We start from the raw sequence: 18,540 nt of genomic DNA, 5'->3' as shown, positions 1-18,540 counted from the left end.
GGGGCCGCGCGGCACCCGCACCCCGCGCGGTGCTGGAGGCTTGTTCCGGGCTCAGATCGAGGCGGCGTGGAACGGACCCGACGACGGCGTCGGGCCTGCCGTCGAAGCCGGCCACGCGAACGCCGGGACGTGTTGCCGGAATCCGGCCATGCGGATCCCCGGCAGACGTTCCGACTGCCGCGGGACCGCGACTTCCACCGACGTCCGGTCAGGTGGTGACTCGGGGGATCCCCTAGCGCCAGGCCAGGCGATCGGTGTCAGCGGCGCGTTGCCGTTGCCGCGAAGTCCAGCAGCAACTCGCTGGTCGTCTCCGGCGCTTCGAGCATGGGGATGTGCCCGACCTCGGGCAGCTGCCGGACGCGCGCGTTCGGCACCGCGTCGTACTGGTGCGCCGAAGACGGGTTCCAGCGGCGGTCGGCGGCGCCGAAGATCACCAGGACCGGGATGTCGAGGGCGGTGAGGCGCTCGGGCACGCTCCGCTCGGTGATGTACGCGGTGTTCCGGCGCAGCGCCGTCCTGAACGTGCGGTAGCCGATTCTCCGGGCCTCGGCGACCATCTCGTCCGGGATGTTCACCGGGAGGTTGCACACCGAGGTCATGCCCCTGCGGAGCATGGCGTTCGAACGGATGGGCCAGAGGAGCGGGCCCAACGGCGGGCCGATCAGGAGCCGAAGGACGACGGGCTGTGGAAGGAGGGCGTCGGGACTCGGGCCGGTGCTGATCAGGGCGAGCGAACCGACCAGGTCGGGGCGCTGTTCGGCGAGCGCGGTGGCGGTGTGTCCACCGCCGGAGTGCCCCACCACGGTGACCGCACGAAGGCCGAGTTCATCGAACACCCTGGCCAGGCGACCCGCCTGCTCGGGCACGTCGTACGAGGACGCGGGCAGGGACTGTCCGTGACCCGGCAGGTCGACCCGGATGACGTGATACCGACCGGCGAGTGCCGGCACCACCGGGCTCCAGGAACCGCTCGTAGCCCCCGATCCGTGGATGAGCACCAACGGCGGTGCCTGCCGCGGGCCGTCGTGGACCAGGTGGATCCCGTGCACGCGCTTGACGTCGTCCTTCCCCATGGACGGGATGATGCCCGGGCTCCGATTGTCGGTCTTGTACAAATGAGCACCGGCAGGACGAGCAACCGGTCACCGGCCGGCTCGGCACCGCCCCCCAACGGCTGCGGATCAGGGAAGGGACGGGTCACTCGCGCCCCGCTCGGTGCCGCTCCTACCCGGTCCCGCTCAGTGCCCCGGCCCGGAGGCCTCCGCGCCCGGCGGACGGTCGTGCGGCAGGAACAGCGCCGCGCCGAGGCCGACGACGCCGAACGCGGCGAGCGCGATCATCGCCGCCGCGTAGCCGTTGCGCGAGAGCTCGGAGACCAGGATGGTGCCGGCGACGGCGGTGCCCAGCGAGGAGCCGAGGTTGGAGATGCTGCGGGACAGGCCGGAGATCTCGCCCTGCCGGCTGTCGGGGAAGGCGGACTGCACCACGTTGACCGACGGGGTGAGCATCAGGCCGAGGCCGAGCCCGATCAGCAGCAGACCGGGCGCGAAGGCCCAGGCGCCGCCGAAGGCGCGCACCAGCAGGAGCAGCACGACGATGCCGGCCGTGGTGGTGGCGAAGCCGGTGACGATCAGGGTGCGCTGGGCGCGCCGCTTCGCCAGGCCCTCGGCGGCGAGCGAGGAGGCCAGCAGCCCCAGGGTGGCGGCGGTGAAGACACCGCCGGTGGCGATCGCGCTGTAGCCGCGGACGACCTGGAGGTAGGCGCCGACGGTGAAGGAGACGCCCATCAGGACGAGCCACTGGGCGTTCTGGGTGACCAGGCCCAGGTTGGAGACCCGGTTGTGGAACAGGCTGGTGGCCAGCAGCGGTTCCCGGCCCGCCCGCTCCAGCCGGCGGATCCAGCCGAAGAAGGCGGCCAGCACGACGGCGCCGGCGGCCAGCAGGGCGATCATCAGCCAGGTGTTGTTGTCGGCGGCGAGGATGCCGGTCACCAGCAGGACCAGGCCGGCCGCCGACAGCACCGCGCCGACGGTGTCGAAGGACCGCGTGGGGTCGGCGGGCAGCGGGTCCTCCAGGGTGCGGGTGAGGAACAGGATCACGGCCACCACCACGGCCTGGAAGCCGAAGTTGGCGCGCCAGTCGATCGCCGTGGTGAGCAGGCCGCCGATCAGCGGACCGGCGGCCGCGCCGATCCCGCCGAGGGCCATGATGGTGCCGAACGCGCGGGCCCGGGCGGCGGTCCCGGTGAACAGCAGCGTGGTCAGGACGTAGACCGGCGGGATCAGCAGGGCGGTGCCGACGCCCTCCAGCACCGAGTTGCCGAGGATCAGCACGCCGAGCCCGGGTGCGGCCGCGCTGAGCACCGCGCCGACGCCGTAGACGGCGAGGCCGAGCATCAGACAGCGCTTGCGGCCCCAGCGGTCGGTGAGCTTGCCGCCGGGGATCATCAGGGCGGCCATCACCAGCAGGAAGACCGTGATCGCCACCTGGACGCCCTGGACGCTGGTGTCGAGGTCCTCGCTGATGTCGTTGATCATCACGTTCATGCTGGAGCCGGCGAAGCTGCAGATGAACTGGGCGAGGGCCAGCGGAGCGAGCACGCGCCGGGCGGCCGCGGTGGGGTGAGCAGGTCCGGTGGTCACTCCCGGCTCCGTCCGTCGGGTGCGGTGAGCACCGCGTAGAGCGCGGCCACGTCGATGGCGATGATCATGAGTGACCAGGCGGGGTAGCTGGGCAGGAAGACGAACTGCACGAAGACGTTGGCGCAGAGCACCGTCGCCGGGAACCAGCGGCCGGGGAGGTCCCCGGTGAGCAGGGTGATGCCGGCCAGCCCCTGGGCGACGGCCAGCGCGAGCACCGCCCAGCCCAGGCTGTGCAGGTCGCCGAAGACGTAGCGGTCGGTGCCGGTGACGACGGGCGAGTCGATCAGCGCGGCCATCGCGTCCCACCCGTTGAACAGGGCCAGCAGGATCATCGCGACGCCCGCGAACGGCAGCAGGTTCCGGCGCGGCCGCGCCGGGCGGGTGGATGTGGCCATGGCCGGGCTCCTTTCGCGGACCGCGGACCTGTGCCGGGCCGGGCCCGGCCTCAGGCGTCGCCCCGCCGGTCGAGCTCCTCGTCCAGGGCGAGCGCCGCGTCGATGAGCGCGAGGTGCGTGAACGCCTGCGGGAAGTTGCCCAGTTGCTCGCCGGAGGGGCCGATCTCCTCGGCGAACAGGCCGACGTGGTTGGCGTAGGTGAGCATCTTGTCGAAGGCGTAGCGGGCCTGCTCGACCCGGCCGGCCCGGGCGAGGGCCTCGACGTAGAGGAAGGAGCAGAGGTTGAAGGTGCCCTCGGTGCCGCTCAGCCCGTCGGGGGAGGCGGCCGGGTCGTAGCGGTAGACCAGGCTGTCGCAGACCAGTTCCCGGTCCATCGCGTCCAGGGTGGACAGCCAGTCCGGGTCGTCGGGGGAGAGGAAGCCGACCTTGGGCATCAGCAGCAGCGAGGCGTCCAGGACCTCGGTGTCGTAGTGCTGGACGAAGGCTCCGCGCTTCGGGCTCCAGCCGCGCTGCACGACCTGGCGCAGCACGTCGTCGCGCACCGAGCTCCAGCGGTCCAGGTCCGCGGGGCGGGCGTGGGCGCGGGCCATCCGCACCGCGCGGTCGAAGGCGACCCAGCACATCACCCGGCTGTAGGTGAAGTCCTGACGCCCGCCGCGGGTCTCCCAGACCCCCTCGTCGGCGCGGTCCCAGTGCTCGGTCAGCCAGTCCACGAGCCGGCGGAACGCGTCCCACCCGCGCAGCGCCCCCATGTCGCCGCCCCCGGCGGCGAACGCGTAGGCGGCCTCGCCGTAGATGTCGAGCTGGAGCTGGTCGGCGGCGGCGTTGCCGGCCCGCACCGGGAACGAGCCCAGGTAGCCCTCCCAGTGGCCGAGCGTCTCCTCGGCCAGGTGCGGATCGCCGTCGACCCGGTACATGATCTGCAGGCGTTCGCCCTCGGCGCCCGCGGCCTCGATCCGCTCGCGCACCCAGCGGCGGAACGCCTGCGCCTCGTCGCGGAAGCCGAGCCCGATCAGGGTGTGGACGGAGAGCGAGGCGTCGCGGATCCAGGTGTAGCGGTAGTCCCAGTTGCGCTCGCCGCCGACCTGCTCCGGCAGGCCCATGGTCGCGGCGGCGATCAGCGCCCCGGTCGGCCGGTAGCTGAGCAGCTTCAGGGTGATCGCCGACCGGTCCACGATCTGCCGCCAACGGCCCTGGTAGTTCGAGGACTTCAGCCAGCCGTACCAGAACGCCCGGCAGGCGTCGAAGGCGGCGAGCGCCGTCTGCCCGGTCGGCGCGGGTGGCGGCTCGCCGCCCGGCGGCAGGGTGGTCAGCTCCACCGTCGCCAGCTCCCCGGCGGACAGCGTGAACCGCGCGGTCACGTCCTCGCCGTCCGCGCGCAGCGTCACCGGGGCGGTGGTCCGCACGCACAGCTCCTGGCCGGGCGAGCTCAGCCGGGCGGTGTGCTCGTCGGGGAGGGCGAGCCGGTGGGCGGCGCGGCCGTAGTCGAAGCGCGGCCGGCACTCCAGGACGAAGGGCACCCGGCCGCGCACCACCCGCGCGCCCCGAATGATCCGGTGCCGCTCGGACGGGCTCGCGGAGGTGTCCGGGAGCATGAAGTCGATCACCTCCGCCACGCCCTGCGGGGCGAGGAAGCGGGTGATCACGATCGCCGTCCCGGACAGGTAGAGCTGCTTCACCTGGGCGTCCGGCACGGCCTCCCGGTCCACGGCGAGCCGGCACCGCCCGCCCCCGGCGTCGTCCAGCAGCGCGGCGAACAGACTGGGGGAGTCGAACCGCGGGGTGCACCACCAGTCGATGTCGCCGGCGGTGGAAACCAGGGCGGCGGTCTGCAGGTCGCCTATGACGCCGTGCTCGGCGATCGGGGGGTAGGGACTCATGGGGGGACGCTCCCTCGGCGGACGGCGGGAACTGCCTGCGCCGTCACCGTACGGGCGGCGGTCCGCGCGCCGGATCACCCCGCGCGGGTGAGCACCCGCGGGGGCGGGCGCCGGGGCGGGCCGTCCCCGGCCGGCGGGTCACCTCGTGGGGGTGATGCGCACCGCCCGGCGGACGGCGAGGCTGGAGGCCACCGTCGAAGGGAAGGGAGCCGGCCCCATGCGCTACGAGATCCGGGTGTCCGGCGTGCTGCAGGAGACGACCCGCCGGGAGGGCTTCCCCGAACTGGAGAGCAGGGTCGTGCCCGATCACACCGTGTTGTACGGGGACGTCGTCGACGAGGCCCATCTGTTCGGCCTGCTGAACCGCTGCCAGGCGCTCGGCCTGCGGGTGACGGAGCTGCACCGGCTGCCCGAGTGAGGCGCCGGCGGCTCACGGCCCGTCGAGCAGGCGCAGCCGCGCCGCGGTGCGCACCGCCTCGCGGCGGTTGGCCGTCAGCAGCTTGCGGTTGATGCTTTTCAGGTGCGTCTTCACGGTGTTCGGCGACAGGAACAGCGCTTCGGCGATCTCCTGGGTCGACAGCATCCGTGCCGCGTGCCGCAGGACGTCGCGCTCCCGCTCCGTCAGCGGCTCGGCCGGCGGGGGCGGTGCGGCCGCCGGCGGCTCGGCCGCCCGCACCGGGTGGGCTGCCGGGGGCAGCGTGCCGGCCGGGGGCGGCGGGCCGGGCGGGGCCGGGCGCAGGTCGCCGGGCAGCCAGGTGTGGGCGAGGGCCAGCTGGGGGCGCCGGCGCAGCTGGTGCCGCACCCAGGGGGCGGACTCGCGGAACGGCCGGCGCAGCCGTTCCGGCTCGGCGACCGCGAGGGCCCGGGCCAGCAGCCGGGCCACGCCGTCCGGCCCGTCCGGCCCGTCGGGCCCGGCACCGGCCTGGGCCAGCAGGAGCAGGGCCCGGGTGCGGGTCGCGCTGCCCACCGCGGGGTCGTCGCGCAGCGCACGCAGCCGGTCGAGGGCGCCCGCCTCGTCCTGTCCGGCGGCCAGCCGGGCCCGTGCGGCGACCAGGAGCGACGCCGGCGCGCGGGTCGGCACGCCGTCCAGGGCCGCCAGCGCCTCCCGCGGCCGGCCGGCCGCCAGCTGCGCGGCGCAGACGGCGACGGCGAGGCGCTCGCGGCTCCAGTCGGACGGCCGGTCGGCGAGCGCGCGCTCCCCGGTCTCCGCCAGCAGCCGCAGCGCGGCGTCGGGCCGGCCCCGGGACAGCTCCAGCTCGGCCCCGATCACCGCGGCACCCAGCACGACCACGGGATCGCGCTCGGGCGTGCGGCGGGCCGTCGTCCGGTGCAGGGCCCGGCGGGCCTCGTCCGGCTCGTCGCGTTCCAGCGCCGTCGCGGCCAGCACCAGGTCACGCACCTCGGTGCGGCTGTCGGGCGGGAGGCTGGAACGGTCGGCCTCCTCGTCGGCCTCGCGCACCCGGTGCTCGGCCCGCCCGGACCGGCCGCCCAGCTGGTCGATGAGCGCGAGCCGGCACAGCGCGTCGTGGCGCAGCCGGGCGGTGGTGGGCGAGGCCGGGGCCTGCGCCGCGCGTTCCAGCGCCGCCCGCGCCTCGTCGAGGCGTCCCTGCCACAGCAGCGTCGAGCCGAGGCCGGCGTCGACCAGGGCGAGCAGCTCGGGGTGCTCGTCCAGCAGCTCGGCCGGCGTCTCGCGCGCCAGCTCGTGGGCCAGCCGGGCGGCCTGCTCGGCGAGCGCGGCTGAGCCCAGCAGCCGGCCGGCCTCCGCGCGCACGAAGGCGGCCGCCAGCCGGAGCGCGGTGCGCTGCCGCGAGAGCAGGGGCTCGACCCGCGCCAGGACCCGCAGCGCGTCGTGCGGCTCCTCGCGGCCCAGGTGGACGGCCGCGCGGACGAGTTCGGCGGCCGGATCGCGCTCGGTCGGCGGCATCCGGGAGAACAGGGCGCCCAGCCGGGTGGCGTCGTGTCCGGCGACCAGCTCGCCGAGGGCCAGCCCGTCGACCAGCAGCCGGGCGGCCAGGGCCCAGTCACCGCCCTCGGCGGCCTGCTCCAGCGCGGCCCGCCGCTGCCCGTGGTCGGCGAGCCAGCGCGCGGCCCGCACCCGCAGCTCGTCGACCCGCTCCGGGGCGGCGGCGCGCAGGTGCAGACGCAGGATGCCCGCGAACATCGGGTGCATCCGGTACCAGTCGTCGGACAGCGCCTCGGTGAAGGCGTTCTCCTGGTGCAGCCGCTCCAGGATCCGCCGGCCGTCGCGGCGGCCGGTGAGCGCGTCGGCGAGGTCCGGGTGGACCCGGCCCAGGATGCTGCAGCGCAGCAGCAGGTCCTGGGTCGGCGCGGGCTGGGTCCGCAGCACCTCGGCGAGCAGGTAGTCGGAGAGCGCGGCGTGCCCGGCGTCGATCCGCCCGAGGTACGCCTCGGGGTCGCCGGCGTCGTGCGCGGCGAGCGCGAGCAGCCGCAGGCCCGCCGCCCAGCCGGACACCGCCCGGTGCACCGCGTCCACGGTGGAGGCGTCCAGGTGCAGCCCGTGGCGCTCCAGCAGCGCGGCCGCCTCGGCGCGGCTGAGCGCGAGGTCGGCGGCGTGCAGCTCGGCGAGCTCGCCGGCGGCCCGGTAGCGGTGCAGCGGCAGCAGCGGCTCGCGGCGTCCGACCACGACCAGCCGCAGCCGGCCGGCGGTGTGCCGGACCAGGTCGTGCAGCTGCCCGGTGAGCCGGGGGTTGTCGATGTGCTCGAACTCGTCCAGCACCAGCACCAGCGGCCGGGGCCGGTCGTTGATCCACGCGGCGAGGCGGACCAGCAGGGACGGTTCGACGTGCTCGGCCCGGGCCGGGGCGCCGACCTCGTCGGGCAGCCCGGGCACGCCGCCCTGCAGCGCCTCGCGGACGTAGGCCCAGAAGGTGCCGGGCTGGTTGTCGCTCTCCTCCAGGGTGAGCCACCCGGCCGGCCCGGGGAGGCGGCCGTGGGCCAGCCAGTCGGCCACCAGCAGCGTCTTGCCCGCCCCCGCGGGTCCGTCGACCAGGGTCACCGGCCGGGACGCGGCGGTGTCGAGCCGGTGCAGCAGCCGTTCGCGCCGCACGAAGGTGGCGGCGGGCGGGCCGGGCGGCCGGACCCTGGTGACCAGCATCGGGTCCCCGTTGGGAAGGCTCACGGGTGCTGTGCGGGTGTGCGGCATGGGGCCACCGCCTGGAGGTTCCGCCGTGCCGCAGGGCACGGCCGGGCGCGGAGCGGCGGGCCGCGGGCGCGCCGCTGCGGGCGGCTCGGGAGACGCCACCTCGACGGTAGTACGGCCCGGGCACCGCGTGCCATCCGAGCGGCCGGGCCGCTTCACCCCGGGGAGGTGAGGCCGGCGCCCGCCGCGGCGGCGAGGATCGAGGCGAGGACCGGCCCGCGAGGAGGGCGACAGTGGCGACAGTGCCGCGAGGAACGCGACAGGGCAGGAGGCCGCCGTGACCGTCCCAGGACCGGCGTCCCGCCGGCACCTCCCCGGCCCGCCCGGACCGGACCCGGACCCGGATCGGGACGCCCGGCGGACCGACTACGCCGGAGCCGTCTACGGCTCGATGCTGGCGGCCTCCGTGATCGCGGCCTCCAGCCTGAGCGGACCGCACCCGCGGCTCTCGATGATCCTGCTGCTGGTGGTCACCGGACTGGTCTTCTGGGCCGCGCACGTCTACGCGCACGTCGCCGGGCAGCGCGAGGCCGGCCGCCGGGTCACCCGGCAGCAGGTGCGCGCGGTGGGGCGGCACGAGTGGCCCATCGTCGAGGCGGCGGCCCTGCCGGCCCTGGCGGTGCTGCTCAGCCCGTGGCTCGACCCGGGCGAGAACGCCTGGCTGGCCCTCGGCGTCGCGGTGGCCCAGCAGGTGGGCTGGGCGAGCCTGGGCGCCCGCCGGGCGGGCGCCGCGCCCCGGCAGGTCGTCGCCGAGGGCGCGGTCAACCTGCTGCTGGGCCTGGTCATCGTGGTCGCCAAGGTGGCCGTGGGGCACTGAACGCCCCCGACCGAACCACCCCCGACCGAACCACCCCCGACCGCCTCACCGGCGACCGAATCACCGGCGACCGAATCACCCGCACCGGGTGGTCCCGGCGCCGGGCGCGCGTGGCGCAGTGGTACCCGGGGGACGCACCGGCCCGTCCGGGCCGGCCGACACCTCACGGAGGCAACCATGACCGCCGCCGTTCCGCACGGCGCCGCCCCGTCGGCCGGGGCGTCCGCGACGACCGACCACGTCGGGTCCGGGCTGCTGACCTTCGCCGGCGTGCTGCTGGTGCTGGTGGGCTCCCTGAACGCGCTCGACGGCATCTCCGCGATCGCCGGCTCCCACGTCTTCATCGGCAACGCGCACTTCGTCTTCGGCGACCTGCTGGCCTGGGGCTGGGTGATGCTGGCCCTGGCCGTCGCCCAACTCGGCGCCGCGTACGGCGTCCTGGCCCTGCGCACCCAGTGGGCCCGGTGGGCCGGTGTGGTCGTCCTGGTGCTCAACGCGTTCGCGCAGATGTCCTTCGTCCCGTCCTACCCGGTGTGGTCGCTGACGATCATCGCGATCGACGTGGTCGCCATCTACGCGCTGACCGCGTACGCCACCCCCGACCGCTGGTCACCGGCGCCCTCCGAGCAGCCCCCCGGCCCCGGCGGCGGCAGCTGAGCGGCCGGGTGCGCGGCCGGGTGTGCGGGGCGGGGTGCGGGCCCGGCCGGAAACCGGGTGGCATGGTGCGCGCCGGTGCGGGCAGACGGGCCACGGGCCGGTGCTGACGGTCCGTCGGGGATCCCCCTCCCGGCGGACCGTCGGGCGTCCGCCCGCCCGCACCGTCGCCACCGCCGAGGAGGAACCCGATGACCCGGCCCGTCCCCCCGAACCTCTCCGTCGCGCACCTCGCCGCCGAGGCCGCCGAACTCCTGCGCGCCGCCGGCAGCGCCCCGCAGGGCGGCCGGCCCGTTCTGCTGCACACCACCGAGGCGGCCGAGACCGTCGGCGCCCTGGCCGGGCTCACCGCGCGCCTGCCCGAACTGCTGGACCACGTCGAGGCGTTCCTCAGCAGCGAGCAGGCGGCCGGCCGGATCGCCTCGGCCACCGCCGGGGACGGGGGGTTCGAAGCCGCCCGGACCGCCCGCGACGCCCGCGAGCAGCTCTACGAGGCGAGCCGCACCGCCGCCCTGCTCGCCGAGTCGCTGGCGGCGGCGACCGCCATCCTCGCCCCGCTCGGCGCCGGCCGGGGGAGCGGGGGTCCGACCGTGCCGCACGTCTGAGCGCTCACCCGGCCCCCGGCGCCGGCGGGGGGCGGTCCAGCCGCCAGACCACCTCGGTCCCGCTGCCCGCCGGGGCCACCGGCGGTGCGGCCGGCCCGCGGCCGACCTCCGTGAAGCCCAGCCGGCGCGGCACGGCGGCACTGGCGGTGTTGGCCAGGTCGTGCGAGATCTCCACGAACTCCACGCCCGGCAGCGTGAACATCTCGGTGGCCAGCGCCGCGGCCGCGCGGGTCGCGAACCCCCGGCCGGTGGCGGCCGGGTGCAGCCAGTACCCCAGCCGCCACCCCCGGGGCCCGGCGCCCCGGTAGGCCTGGCACATCCCGAGCAACCGCCCGTCCCCGGCGGCGAGGGCGTAGGTGAAGACCTCCCCCTCGTCCCACCGCACCGCCGAGCGTGCGAGGAACCCCCGGGTGTGCTCCGCATCGTGCCCGGCGACCCAGGTCTCCCACGGCCGCAGGTGCTCCAGCGACTCCCCGATCAGCGCCAGTGCCGCCGCGAAGTCCTCCTGCTCGCGCCAGCGGCGCAGCACGAAGTCCCCGCAGTCGATGAGCTCCCTCGGTCGCGCCACGGGGATCATCCTGGCCCGCGCCGCGGCCGCACCGCCAGAGCCCCGGGGCCGCACCGCCCGTCCGCGGTGCGGCCCCGGTCCCCCGGGGGGCCCGTCCTCGGACCCCCGCCCGCCGAGCGGACGACGGTCCTCCGAGGACGGACCCCGGTGGCCGCGGTCAGCGCTCCTCGCGGAAGTCGACGTGCCGGCCGAGGACCGGGTCGTACTTGCGCAGCACCATCCGGTCCGCGTCGGTGCGGCGGTTCTTGCGGGTGACGTAGGTGTAGCCGGTGCCGCCGGTGGAGCGGAGCTTGATCACCGGGCGGAGTTCGCTGCGGGCCATGGGGTTCCTCCCGATCGGAGATGGAAGTCGTTTTCACCCGTGCCCAACGCGAGCCCCCGCCCCCGCATTCCCGGCGGCCGTGACCGTCCGCGCCCCGTGCACCGGCCCGGGACCCGGCGAACACTGGAGACATGGATCCGGTCGAAGCGCTCCGGCGGATCGCCTTCCTCCTGGAGTGGCGCGACGCCTCGCCCTACCGGGTGCGGGCCTTCCACACGGCGGCCGACGCCGTCCGCGCGCTGCCGGCCGGGCCGGTGGACGCGGCCCGCGCCCGGGCGCTGCACGGGATCGGCCCGGTCACCGCCGAGGTGATCGCCCAGGCCTCGGCGGGGGCGGTGCCCGCCTACCTCGCCCGGCTGGAGGAGGAGGCCGGCCCGCGGGCCCGGGCCGGCTGGGGCCTGGTGGCGGCCGGCCGCGGGGACTGCCACCTGCACTCCGACTGGTCCGACGGCGGCAGCCCGATCGAGGTGATGGCCGAGGCGGCCGCCGCGCTCGGCCACCGCTGGGCGGTCCTCACCGACCACTCGCCGCGCCTCACCGTCGCCCACGGCCTCGACCCCGACCGGCTGCGGCTGCAACTGGCCGCGGTGGCCGCCGTCAACGCCCGCCGCGGTGCCGGCGGCCTGCGGCTGCTGACCGGCATCGAGTGCGACATCCTGGCGGACGGCTCGCTCGACCAGGAGGAGGAACTGCTCGCCCGGCTCGACGTGGTGGTCGCCTCGGTGCACTCCGGGCTGCGCTCCGAGCCCGGCCCGATGACGGCCCGGCTGGTGGCGGCCGTGCGCAATCCGCACGTCGACGTGCTCGGGCACTGCACCGGCCGGATCGTCACCGGCCGCGGCCGCCCGCAGTCCCGCTTCGACGCGCGGGAGGTCTTCGCGGCCTGCGCCGGGTCCGGTACGGCGGTGGAGATCAACTGCCGGCCCGAGCGGCGCGACCCGCCGGACGACCTGCTGGCGCTGGCCGCGGAGGCGGGCTGCCTGTTCGCGGTGGACACCGACGCCCACGCCCCGGAGCAGTTGCACTGGCAGTCCACCGGCTACGCGCGGGCCGCGAAGGCGGGCCTGGGCGCGGACCGGCTGGTGACGACCTGGCCGCTCGGGCGGCTGCTGGACTGGACGGGTGGCCCGCCGCCGGACCGGGGCCGCTGAGTGGGCGCCCCGCGCCCCGGTTCAGGGCCGGGCCAGTGCCGCCACCGCCTCGGCGAAGCGCGCGGGGCTGCGGGGATCGGTGTCGAGGAACAGGTTCGGTTCGACGAGCTCCAGCTCCAGGACCAGCGGCTCCCCCCGGTCGTCCAGCACCAGGTCCACCCGGGCGAACAGCGGCGGCCGGGGGCCGGGCACCGCCGCCAGGGCCGCCAGCGCGGTGCGGATCTCGGCCCCGGTCGGCCGGTGGGGGGCGACGTCGGGGTGCGGGAAGCGGTCGTCGTCGACGAGCCCGGGCTCCGTCAGCACCGGCCCCTTGCGGACGGCGTGGCTGAAGGCGCCGCCGATCAGCACCAGCGCGCGTTCGCCCTCCGTGATCCGGGGCAGGTACGGCTGGACCATCACGCCGCGGCCCCGCTCCAGCAGGGCCCGGGCGTGCCGGGCGGCCTCCCCGGAGCGGCCGGCCTCGTAGCGGGCGGTGTCCAGCGCGGCCGCCGAGACGGTCGGCTTGACCACGACGCCGTGCGGGCCGTCCAGCTCCGCCGGGTCGAACGCGGACCCGGGTTCGAGGAACCGGGTCGGCGTGACGGGCACCCCGTGCCGGGCCAGCTCCCGCAGGTAGTGCTTGTCGCTGTTCCAGCGGATCAGCGGCGCCGGGTTCCACAGCCGGGTGACGCGCGCCGTGGCGTCCGCCCAGCCCAGGAACTCGTCGAGCCGCGCCACGTAGTCCCAGGTCGAGCGGACGACCGCGAGGTCGAACCGCTCCCAGGCCGCCCGGCCGCCACCCCACACCACCGGCTCCGCCGCCAGCCCGCACCCGGCGAGCGCCGTCACGAGCGGCGCCAGGTCCTCGTCGAGCCCGGCACCGGCCTCGCTGGTCACCAGGGCGACCCTGGTCACGGTCATGGCACCCTCCTGATCGCCCCCGGCCACCAGTCTGACCCCGGCCGGCTCGGGGCGGGAAGCGCCGCACCGGGGGCGCCCGACGCGCGGGTGCCCCGCGACACGCGCGGCGTCGCGGGGCACCCCTGCCCTTCCGGTCAGCTCCTGGCGAAGCCGTGCGGGCTGGGCGGGCACCCGTACCCGCCGGTGCCGGCCATGAGGAGGACCTGGGTCGGTGGTGCCGCCGACCCCGCCCGCCGGGGCGGCCGGGCGGTGCCGGACCGGAGCCGCGCCCGGCCTCCGCCTCGGCGCGGACACGATCGATCCATGACGGCGGACGGCAGGCCCGTCACGTGTACGGAGGACGACCGCCGCGTGCGCGCCCCGTGGCCCGCCGGGCGCCGTCACCGGGGCGGCTGACCGGCCGTCACTCCGGCCAGGCGGAGCCCTTGATGACCTCGACGAAGTCGCCGCGCTCGAATCCGGGCACGTAGTGGGCCAGGACGTCGGCCTTGACGTTGCCGAAGGTGGTGGCGGGCCGGTCCTTGATGCCCTCGGTGAACGCGGCGAGGATCCGGTTCTTGAAGTCCGGCCGGGGGTGGGCGGCGGTGACGGCGGCGCGCTGCTCGTCGGTGACGGCGTGGTAGCCGATGCCCAGGACGTCCAGCTCCACGCCCCGGGTGACCAGGGCGATCTCCGGCGCCATGTGCAGCGGGATCTCCGGGGTGGTGTGCAGGGCGATCGCCGTCCACACCCGGTCGGCCGGCTCGCCCGTGATGCCGTGGGCGTGCAGGAAGCGGCGGGCCTCGTCGGCGCCGTCGATCTCGAAGCGTTGGTCGGTGCGGGCGAAGCGCCCGGTGAGCCCGAGGTCGTGGAACATCGCGCCGACGTAGAGCAGCTCCGGGTCGACGTCCAGCCCCTGTTCGAGGCCGCGCAGGGACCCGAACAGGAAGACCCGCCGGGAGTGGTCGAACAGCAGCGGGGAGGCGGCCTCCCGCACCAGTTCGGTCGCCTCCCGGGCCAGGGCGCTGTCCGGGATCCGCACGCCCGCGATCGTCTCGCTCATCTCTCCTCGTTCCTTCCTCCGGGGACCGCCCGGGCACCGCGCGGTCCGACTCCTCCAGGCTCGCCCGAACGCGGACGCCGGCGCCACGGTCATTCAGCCGTTCGCCCGACGGCTTCGCGTCGGCCTCCACCCGGGCACGGCGGCCACCGGTCGTCGTCGCCGGTTCGCCCGGGGCCGCTCCGATCGGGCGGCCGGCTCGTTGAAGGGGGTATGGCGGACGAAGCGGGTGGCGGCGGCGGTACGGCGCCGATGGTCTGGGCCCTGGCGGTGCGCGCGACGGAGGCCGGGCCCCCGTTCGCGGAACTGATCGTGGAGATCGGCCCGCGGCTGTACGGGGAGTTCGTCGAGAGCGCGGTGGACAGCGGTTTCGTGCTGGCGGCGGGGGAGCCGCCCGCGACCACGGCGGTGATCGGGCTGCGCGGCGCCGTGCTCAGCCGGCTCGTGCTGGTGGGCGGGCGGCAGCTGTGGGAGCCCGCCTCCGAGGTCCGCGCCTCGCCCGGCTGGGTGGCGGCCGCCGAGGGGCGGGGCGCGGTGGTCGTGCTCGTCGTGCCGCCGGGGACGTGGCCGCCGGACCTCATGGACCTCGACGCCGAGCGGGGCGCGGAGACCCTCGGCCGGAGCCTGGAGGCGGCCCGGACTTCCGGTGCGGTCCTGCACGGCACGGCCGGCTTCGCGCGACTCGGTTCCTGACCCCGGTGGGGCGCGAGTGCCGCCAGGGGTCGGACTCGTGCGAACGAATCATTCCGATGAGACCCCGCGTCGGTCAAGGGAAAACAAATTTCCCGGCCCCCTGAAATACTCCGGAAATAGAACGGCAATATCAAAAAACGGGCACATGTTCGGATTGTTCGACCGGGTGGACGGTTCCCCCCGGACGGCCCGGGCCGGCGGCGCGCCGGGCGTGCGCTGCCCCTGACGTGCCCCGGCCGTCGCCCCGGCCACCCCCGGGTCGGGTGTGGCGCGAGGCCCTGCGCCCCGCTTGCGCAGCGGCGCCATCGGCGGACGGGGTGCGCGATTCCGGCCGGAGCGGCGGAATGCGCGCCGTTGCGGAGTCGTGGCGGCGAACCCAATATTCGGATGGCCCGATCGCCATACCGGAACGTCACCTCCGGGCTCCGCCTTCGGCACCAAGCCCCCCGCTCCGCCGTGCACCCCTGTTCCGCCGTGCCCGGCACCGTTCCGCCGGCGCCGCGCCGTCCACGCTCGCCGCTCCACGCTCGCCGATCCGCGCTCCACGCTTGCCGCTCGCCCCTCCACGCTCGCCGCTCGCCGCTCGCTGCTCCACGCCGCCCCCGCCCGCTCCGACCCCCGCCACGAGGAGGGTTCCGTTGGACAACCGGTACGAGGCCTACGCCTACGCCGACCCGCTCTTCTACGACTCGCCCCGCCGCTGGGGGGCGCACGAGGAGTTCTCCGCCGTCACCCGCCCGCTGCCCGACGGCTGGGAGCACGGTGACCTGGAGATGTGGGCGGTGGTGCGCCCCGCCGGCGTGCGGATCCCGGACCAGGGCTGGAAGATCCACGTCTCCTCGTGCCTCGACACCGCGGAGGAGGTGCTGGAGACCGTCTGGGACTACTGCCTGCGCGAACGCATCACCTTCAAGTTCCTGCGCGGCCTGCCGATCCTCCAGGTGCAGAACTCCAAGTACGCGCCGCGCGGCTCCAGCGGCAAGTTCTGCACGCTCTACCCGGTGGACGACGCCGAACTGGAGCGCTGCCTGCACGGCCTCGGCGCGCTGCTCGCCGGCCGCAAGGGCCCCTACATCCTGAGCGACCTGCGCTGGCAGGACGGCCCGCTCTACCTGCGGTACGGCGGCTTCGCCGAACGCCACTGCCGCAACGAGGCTGGCGAACGGGTGCTGGCCCTGGCCGGGCCCGACGGCCGGCTCGTCCCCGACGTGCGCGGCACGGCCTTCGCCGTCCCCGCCTGGGCGCCGGTGCCGGACTGCATAGCCCCGGCGGTCGCCGAGCGCGCGCTCCAGCGGGACACCGGGCTGCCGTACACCGTCGAGCGGGTCCTGCACTTCTCCAACGCGGGCGGCGTCTACCTGGCCCGTGACGGACAGGACGGACCGCCGGTGGTGCTGAAGGAGGCCCGTCCGTTCGCGGGGCTGGACCAGCGCGGCGTGGACGCGGTGACCCGGCTGCGCAACGAGCACGCCGTCCTGGCCCGGCTGGCCGGAGTCCCCGGGGTCCCCGCCGAGCACGGACTGCTGACGGCCTGGGAGCACGAGTTCCTCGTCCAGGAGTACGTGGCCGGGCAGTCCCTGAGCGAGTGGCTGACGGCCCGCTACCCGCTGATCCACCCCGACGCCGACGAGGAGGCCGTCGCCCGCTACACCCGCGACGCCCTGGCCGTCGTCGGCCAGGTGGAACGCGCCCTGGAGCAGATCCACGCCCGCGGCGTCGTCTTCGGCGACCTCCACCCCCGGAACCTGATCGTCGGACCGGACGGCGAACTGCGCTTCATCGACTTCGAACTCGCCAGCACCGTCGAGGACTTCCTGCGCCCGGCGCTGGGAGCGGCCGGGTTCACCGCACCGCCCGGCGTCACCGGGCCGGAGATCGACCGCTACGCGCTGGCGGCGCTGCGGCTCTGGCTGTTCTACCCGCTGGTCCAGCTCACCGCGCTGGACCCGGACCGGACCGGCCGGCTCGCCGACGCGATCGAGCGGCGCTTCCCGGTGCCGCCCGGCTACACCGACGACATCCGCCGCCACCTCGCCCGGTCGCCGCACGACGGCCGCACGCCCCGCCCCGAACTGGCCGCCGGCCGCGCCGAGTCCCTCGCCCTGCTGGAGGCGCCGGCCGCCGACTGGCCGGCGATCCGGGACTCGCTGGCCGCCGGCATCGCCGCGGCGGCCACGCCCGACCGCGCCGACCGGCTCTTCCCCGGCGACGTCGCCCAGTTCACCCTGGGCGGGCTCGGCCTGGCGCACGGCGCGGCCGGGGTGCTCTACGCCCTGCACTCCACCGGCGCCGCCGTCGACCCCGCGCACCTGCGGTGGTTCGCCGCCGCCGCCCGCCACCGCGCCCCGGCGCCCGGGCTCTACCACGGCGGCCACGGCGTCGCCTACGTCCTGGACCTGCTGGGCGAGCGCGAGCAGGCGACGGCACTCCTGCGCCGCCTGGGCGAGGCCCCGGCCGCCGCCGGCGACGGTGAACCGGCCGCCGCCCCGACGCTGGCCTCCGGCGGCCCGGGGATCGCCCTCACCCTCCTGCACTTCGCCCGCGCCACCGGGGACGAACGGCTGCTGGAGGAGGCCCTGGCCGTCGCCAGGAGCGCCGCCATGGCCTGGGAGAAGACCGGGCGCGCCGACGCCGGCCGCCGCGCCGGGCTGCTGGCCGGGGCCTCGGGCGCCGCGCTCGCCCTGGTCCGCCTCCACGAGCACACCGGGGACCACTCCCTGCTGGACCAGGCCGAAGCGCTGCTGGAACTCGACCTCGACCGCTGCGTCACGGTCGCGGACGGCACCCTCCAGGTGGTCGACCGGCGCCGGGTGCTGCCCTACGTCGAGACCGGCAGCGCGGGCATCGGCCTCGTCCTGGCCGCGCTCCTCGCCCACCGGCCCGACAGCGTCCTGGCCGGGCGCCAGGCGCCGATCCGCAGGGCGGCGGAGCCGGAGTTCGTGATCCAGCCGGGCCTGTTCAACGGACGGGCCGGACTCATCGGCTACCTCGCGCTGACCGGCGACCCGGCCGAGGTGGCGACGCCGGTCCACCGCCACCGCGCCCTGCTCGCACTCCACCAGGTCCCCTACCACGGCCGGCTGGCCTTCCCCGGCGACCAGTTGCTGCGCCTGTCGACGGACCTGGCGACGGGTTCGGCCGGCGTGCTGCTGGCCCTGGGCACGGCCCTGGCGGGCACCCCCTTCCTCCCGTTCACCGCGACGGCGCCCACGCCGCCTCGGTGACCACCCGGGCGCGACCGCCGCGCCCCACCGACTCCCGGCCGCCCGGCCGGGTGATCCAACCGCACCGAAGGAGAATCTCATGGCGATCCTCGACCTCCAGACCCTGGAGCTGCCCGAGACCGAGGCGGCCCCGATCGACGACACCCTCGACCAGACCAGCTCGCTGAGCGTCCTCAACTGCGGCACCAGCACCGTCAGCACGCTGCTCTGCCTCTGACCCGACCGGCCGCCCGCCCGGGCGGCCCGTGACGGTCGACCCGGCCGGATGGTCCACCGACCACCCGGCCGGGTCCCGGCCGCCGCGGCCACCGCCGCGGCCCGACGGACCCGCCCCAGGAGAGAGGTGTCCCGTGGCCGACCGGCCCGCGCCCGCCCCCGCCGCCGGCGCGCGCGCCGGCCAGCCCCACCGGGCCCCGCCCCCCATCGAGCAGCGGGGGGAGGACGGCGTGCGCCTCGTCGCCCCGGACGGGGTCGGCAGGCAGGCGGACCT

Annotated in this window: 17 protein-coding genes; 8 read left to right on the top strand and 9 right to left on the bottom strand. The window is 76.1% G+C overall.

Features of this window, described 5'->3' with window-relative positions:
• Positions 1-257: 257 nt before the first annotated feature.
• The 4 genes from ACFXAM_RS30270 to ACFXAM_RS30255 form a co-directional block, all read right to left on the bottom strand.
• A complete protein-coding gene (locus tag ACFXAM_RS30270; RefSeq protein WP_380296046.1) occupies positions 258-1,073 on the bottom strand; it encodes an alpha/beta fold hydrolase in 816 nt (271 codons plus the stop codon).
• 165 nt (positions 1,074-1,238) lie between these two features.
• Positions 1,239-2,642 (bottom strand): MFS transporter, encoded by a 1,404-nt coding sequence (locus ACFXAM_RS30265; RefSeq protein ID WP_380296045.1) that lies wholly within the window; start codon positions 2,640-2,642, stop codon positions 1,239-1,241.
• On the bottom strand, positions 2,639-3,037 hold the full coding sequence (locus ACFXAM_RS30260; RefSeq protein WP_380296044.1) for a hypothetical protein: 399 nt from the start codon (positions 3,035-3,037) through the stop codon (positions 2,639-2,641). Before ACFXAM_RS30260 ends, ACFXAM_RS30265 begins: the two co-directional genes overlap by 4 nt.
• 50 nt (positions 3,038-3,087) lie before the next feature.
• The gene (locus ACFXAM_RS30255; RefSeq protein WP_380296043.1) at positions 3,088-4,917 is read right to left on the bottom strand and encodes a glycoside hydrolase family 15 protein; all 1,830 of its coding nucleotides are present in this window, start codon (positions 4,915-4,917) and stop codon (positions 3,088-3,090) included.
• A gap of 217 nt (positions 4,918-5,134) precedes the next feature.
• Between ACFXAM_RS30255 and ACFXAM_RS30250 the strand changes: the two genes are divergently transcribed.
• Entirely contained in the window at positions 5,135-5,335 is a 201-nt protein-coding gene (locus ACFXAM_RS30250; RefSeq protein WP_355363385.1) for a hypothetical protein, read from the top strand.
• 12 nt (positions 5,336-5,347) lie between these two features.
• Here the strand turns inward: ACFXAM_RS30250 and ACFXAM_RS30245 are convergent, their stop codons facing one another.
• Positions 5,348-8,056 (bottom strand): LuxR C-terminal-related transcriptional regulator, encoded by a 2,709-nt coding sequence (locus ACFXAM_RS30245; protein WP_380296041.1) that lies wholly within the window; start codon positions 8,054-8,056, stop codon positions 5,348-5,350.
• 298 nt (positions 8,057-8,354) lie between these two features.
• Here ACFXAM_RS30245 and ACFXAM_RS30240 point away from each other — a divergent pair, with 298 nt between their 5' ends.
• From ACFXAM_RS30240 to ACFXAM_RS30230, 3 genes are all read left to right on the top strand, one after another.
• Positions 8,355-8,894 carry a hypothetical protein gene (locus tag ACFXAM_RS30240; RefSeq protein ID WP_380296040.1) on the top strand — a complete coding sequence of 180 codons (540 nt, stop codon included), beginning with the start codon at positions 8,355-8,357 and terminating at the stop codon, positions 8,892-8,894.
• A 177-nt stretch (positions 8,895-9,071) separates the two neighbouring features.
• A complete protein-coding gene (locus ACFXAM_RS30235) occupies positions 9,072-9,551 on the top strand; it encodes a hypothetical protein (RefSeq protein WP_380296038.1) in 480 nt (159 codons plus the stop codon).
• 188 nt (positions 9,552-9,739) lie between these two features.
• The gene (locus ACFXAM_RS30230) at positions 9,740-10,153 is read left to right on the top strand and encodes a hypothetical protein (protein WP_380296037.1); all 414 of its coding nucleotides are present in this window, start codon (positions 9,740-9,742) and stop codon (positions 10,151-10,153) included.
• A gap of 4 nt (positions 10,154-10,157) precedes the next feature.
• Here ACFXAM_RS30230 and ACFXAM_RS30225 read toward each other — a convergent pair whose 3' ends face one another.
• A complete protein-coding gene (locus ACFXAM_RS30225; protein WP_380296035.1) occupies positions 10,158-10,730 on the bottom strand; it encodes a GNAT family N-acetyltransferase in 573 nt (190 codons plus the stop codon).
• Positions 10,731-10,878: 148 nt separating this feature from the next.
• On the bottom strand, positions 10,879-11,043 hold the full coding sequence (gene rpmG, locus ACFXAM_RS30220) for a 50S ribosomal protein L33 (RefSeq protein ID WP_380296033.1): 165 nt from the start codon (positions 11,041-11,043) through the stop codon (positions 10,879-10,881).
• A gap of 131 nt (positions 11,044-11,174) precedes the next feature.
• Here rpmG and ACFXAM_RS30215 point away from each other — a divergent pair, with 131 nt between their 5' ends.
• Positions 11,175-12,194, top strand: a complete 1,020-nt coding sequence (locus tag ACFXAM_RS30215) for a PHP domain-containing protein (protein ID WP_380296031.1) — start codon at positions 11,175-11,177, stop codon at positions 12,192-12,194.
• A 21-nt stretch (positions 12,195-12,215) separates the two neighbouring features.
• Here the strand turns inward: ACFXAM_RS30215 and ACFXAM_RS30210 are convergent, their stop codons facing one another.
• Both ACFXAM_RS30210 and ACFXAM_RS30205 read right to left on the bottom strand, forming a co-directional pair.
• Complete coding sequence (locus ACFXAM_RS30210) at positions 12,216-13,094, bottom strand: RimK family alpha-L-glutamate ligase (protein WP_380296029.1); 879 nt, start codon at positions 13,092-13,094, stop codon at positions 12,216-12,218.
• 403 nt (positions 13,095-13,497) lie between these two features.
• Positions 13,498-14,136, bottom strand: a complete 639-nt coding sequence (locus tag ACFXAM_RS30205) for an HD domain-containing protein (protein WP_380296027.1) — start codon at positions 14,134-14,136, stop codon at positions 13,498-13,500.
• 210 nt (positions 14,137-14,346) lie between these two features.
• Here ACFXAM_RS30205 and ACFXAM_RS30200 point away from each other — a divergent pair, with 210 nt between their 5' ends.
• The 3 genes from ACFXAM_RS30200 to ACFXAM_RS30190 all read left to right on the top strand — a co-directional run bounded on the left by ACFXAM_RS30200 (position 14,347) and on the right by ACFXAM_RS30190 (position 18,267).
• Positions 14,347-14,826: a hypothetical protein gene (locus ACFXAM_RS30200; RefSeq protein ID WP_380296025.1), complete on the top strand. Its 480-nt coding sequence runs from the start codon at positions 14,347-14,349 to the stop codon at positions 14,824-14,826.
• 638 nt (positions 14,827-15,464) lie between these two features.
• The gene (gene lanKC, locus ACFXAM_RS30195) at positions 15,465-18,050 is read left to right on the top strand and encodes a class III lanthionine synthetase LanKC (RefSeq protein ID WP_380296023.1); all 2,586 of its coding nucleotides are present in this window, start codon (positions 15,465-15,467) and stop codon (positions 18,048-18,050) included.
• A gap of 79 nt (positions 18,051-18,129) precedes the next feature.
• Complete coding sequence (locus ACFXAM_RS30190; protein ID WP_350554074.1) at positions 18,130-18,267, top strand: SapB/AmfS family lanthipeptide; 138 nt, start codon at positions 18,130-18,132, stop codon at positions 18,265-18,267.
• Positions 18,268-18,540: the final 273 nt, after the last annotated feature.

Origin of the sequence: Kitasatospora sp. NPDC059462, assembly GCF_042749955.1 — a bacterium.
Taxonomy (GTDB): Bacteria; Actinomycetota; Actinomycetes; order Streptomycetales; family Streptomycetaceae; genus Kitasatospora.
The sequence above is the reverse complement of the archived record's forward strand: the minus strand, read 5'-3'. Positions and strand labels throughout refer to the sequence as shown.

What these genes read in the sequence shown, in the direction of transcription:
- ACFXAM_RS30270 (WP_380296046.1), bottom strand. Translation starts at nt 1,073, where the DNA reads ATGGGGAAGGACGACGTCAAGCGCGTGCACGGGATCCACCTGGTCCAC.
- ACFXAM_RS30260 (WP_380296044.1), bottom strand. Translation starts at nt 3,037, where the DNA reads ATGGCCACATCCACCCGCCCGGCGCGGCCGCGCCGGAACCTGCTGCCG.
- ACFXAM_RS30255 (WP_380296043.1), bottom strand. Translation starts at nt 4,917, where the DNA reads ATGAGTCCCTACCCCCCGATCGCCGAGCACGGCGTCATAGGCGACCTG.
- ACFXAM_RS30250 (WP_355363385.1), top strand. Translation starts at nt 5,135, where the DNA reads ATGCGCTACGAGATCCGGGTGTCCGGCGTGCTGCAGGAGACGACCCGC.
- ACFXAM_RS30235 (WP_380296038.1), top strand. Translation starts at nt 9,072, where the DNA reads ATGACCGCCGCCGTTCCGCACGGCGCCGCCCCGTCGGCCGGGGCGTCC.
- ACFXAM_RS30230 (WP_380296037.1), top strand. Translation starts at nt 9,740, where the DNA reads ATGACCCGGCCCGTCCCCCCGAACCTCTCCGTCGCGCACCTCGCCGCC.
- ACFXAM_RS30225 (WP_380296035.1), bottom strand. Translation starts at nt 10,730, where the DNA reads ATGATCCCCGTGGCGCGACCGAGGGAGCTCATCGACTGCGGGGACTTC.
- rpmG (WP_380296033.1), bottom strand. Translation starts at nt 11,043, where the DNA reads ATGGCCCGCAGCGAACTCCGCCCGGTGATCAAGCTCCGCTCCACCGGC.
- ACFXAM_RS30215 (WP_380296031.1), top strand. Translation starts at nt 11,175, where the DNA reads ATGGATCCGGTCGAAGCGCTCCGGCGGATCGCCTTCCTCCTGGAGTGG.
- ACFXAM_RS30210 (WP_380296029.1), bottom strand. Translation starts at nt 13,094, where the DNA reads ATGACCGTGACCAGGGTCGCCCTGGTGACCAGCGAGGCCGGTGCCGGG.
- ACFXAM_RS30205 (WP_380296027.1), bottom strand. Translation starts at nt 14,136, where the DNA reads ATGAGCGAGACGATCGCGGGCGTGCGGATCCCGGACAGCGCCCTGGCC.
- ACFXAM_RS30200 (WP_380296025.1), top strand. Translation starts at nt 14,347, where the DNA reads ATGGCGGACGAAGCGGGTGGCGGCGGCGGTACGGCGCCGATGGTCTGG.
- ACFXAM_RS30190 (WP_350554074.1), top strand. Translation starts at nt 18,130, where the DNA reads ATGGCGATCCTCGACCTCCAGACCCTGGAGCTGCCCGAGACCGAGGCG.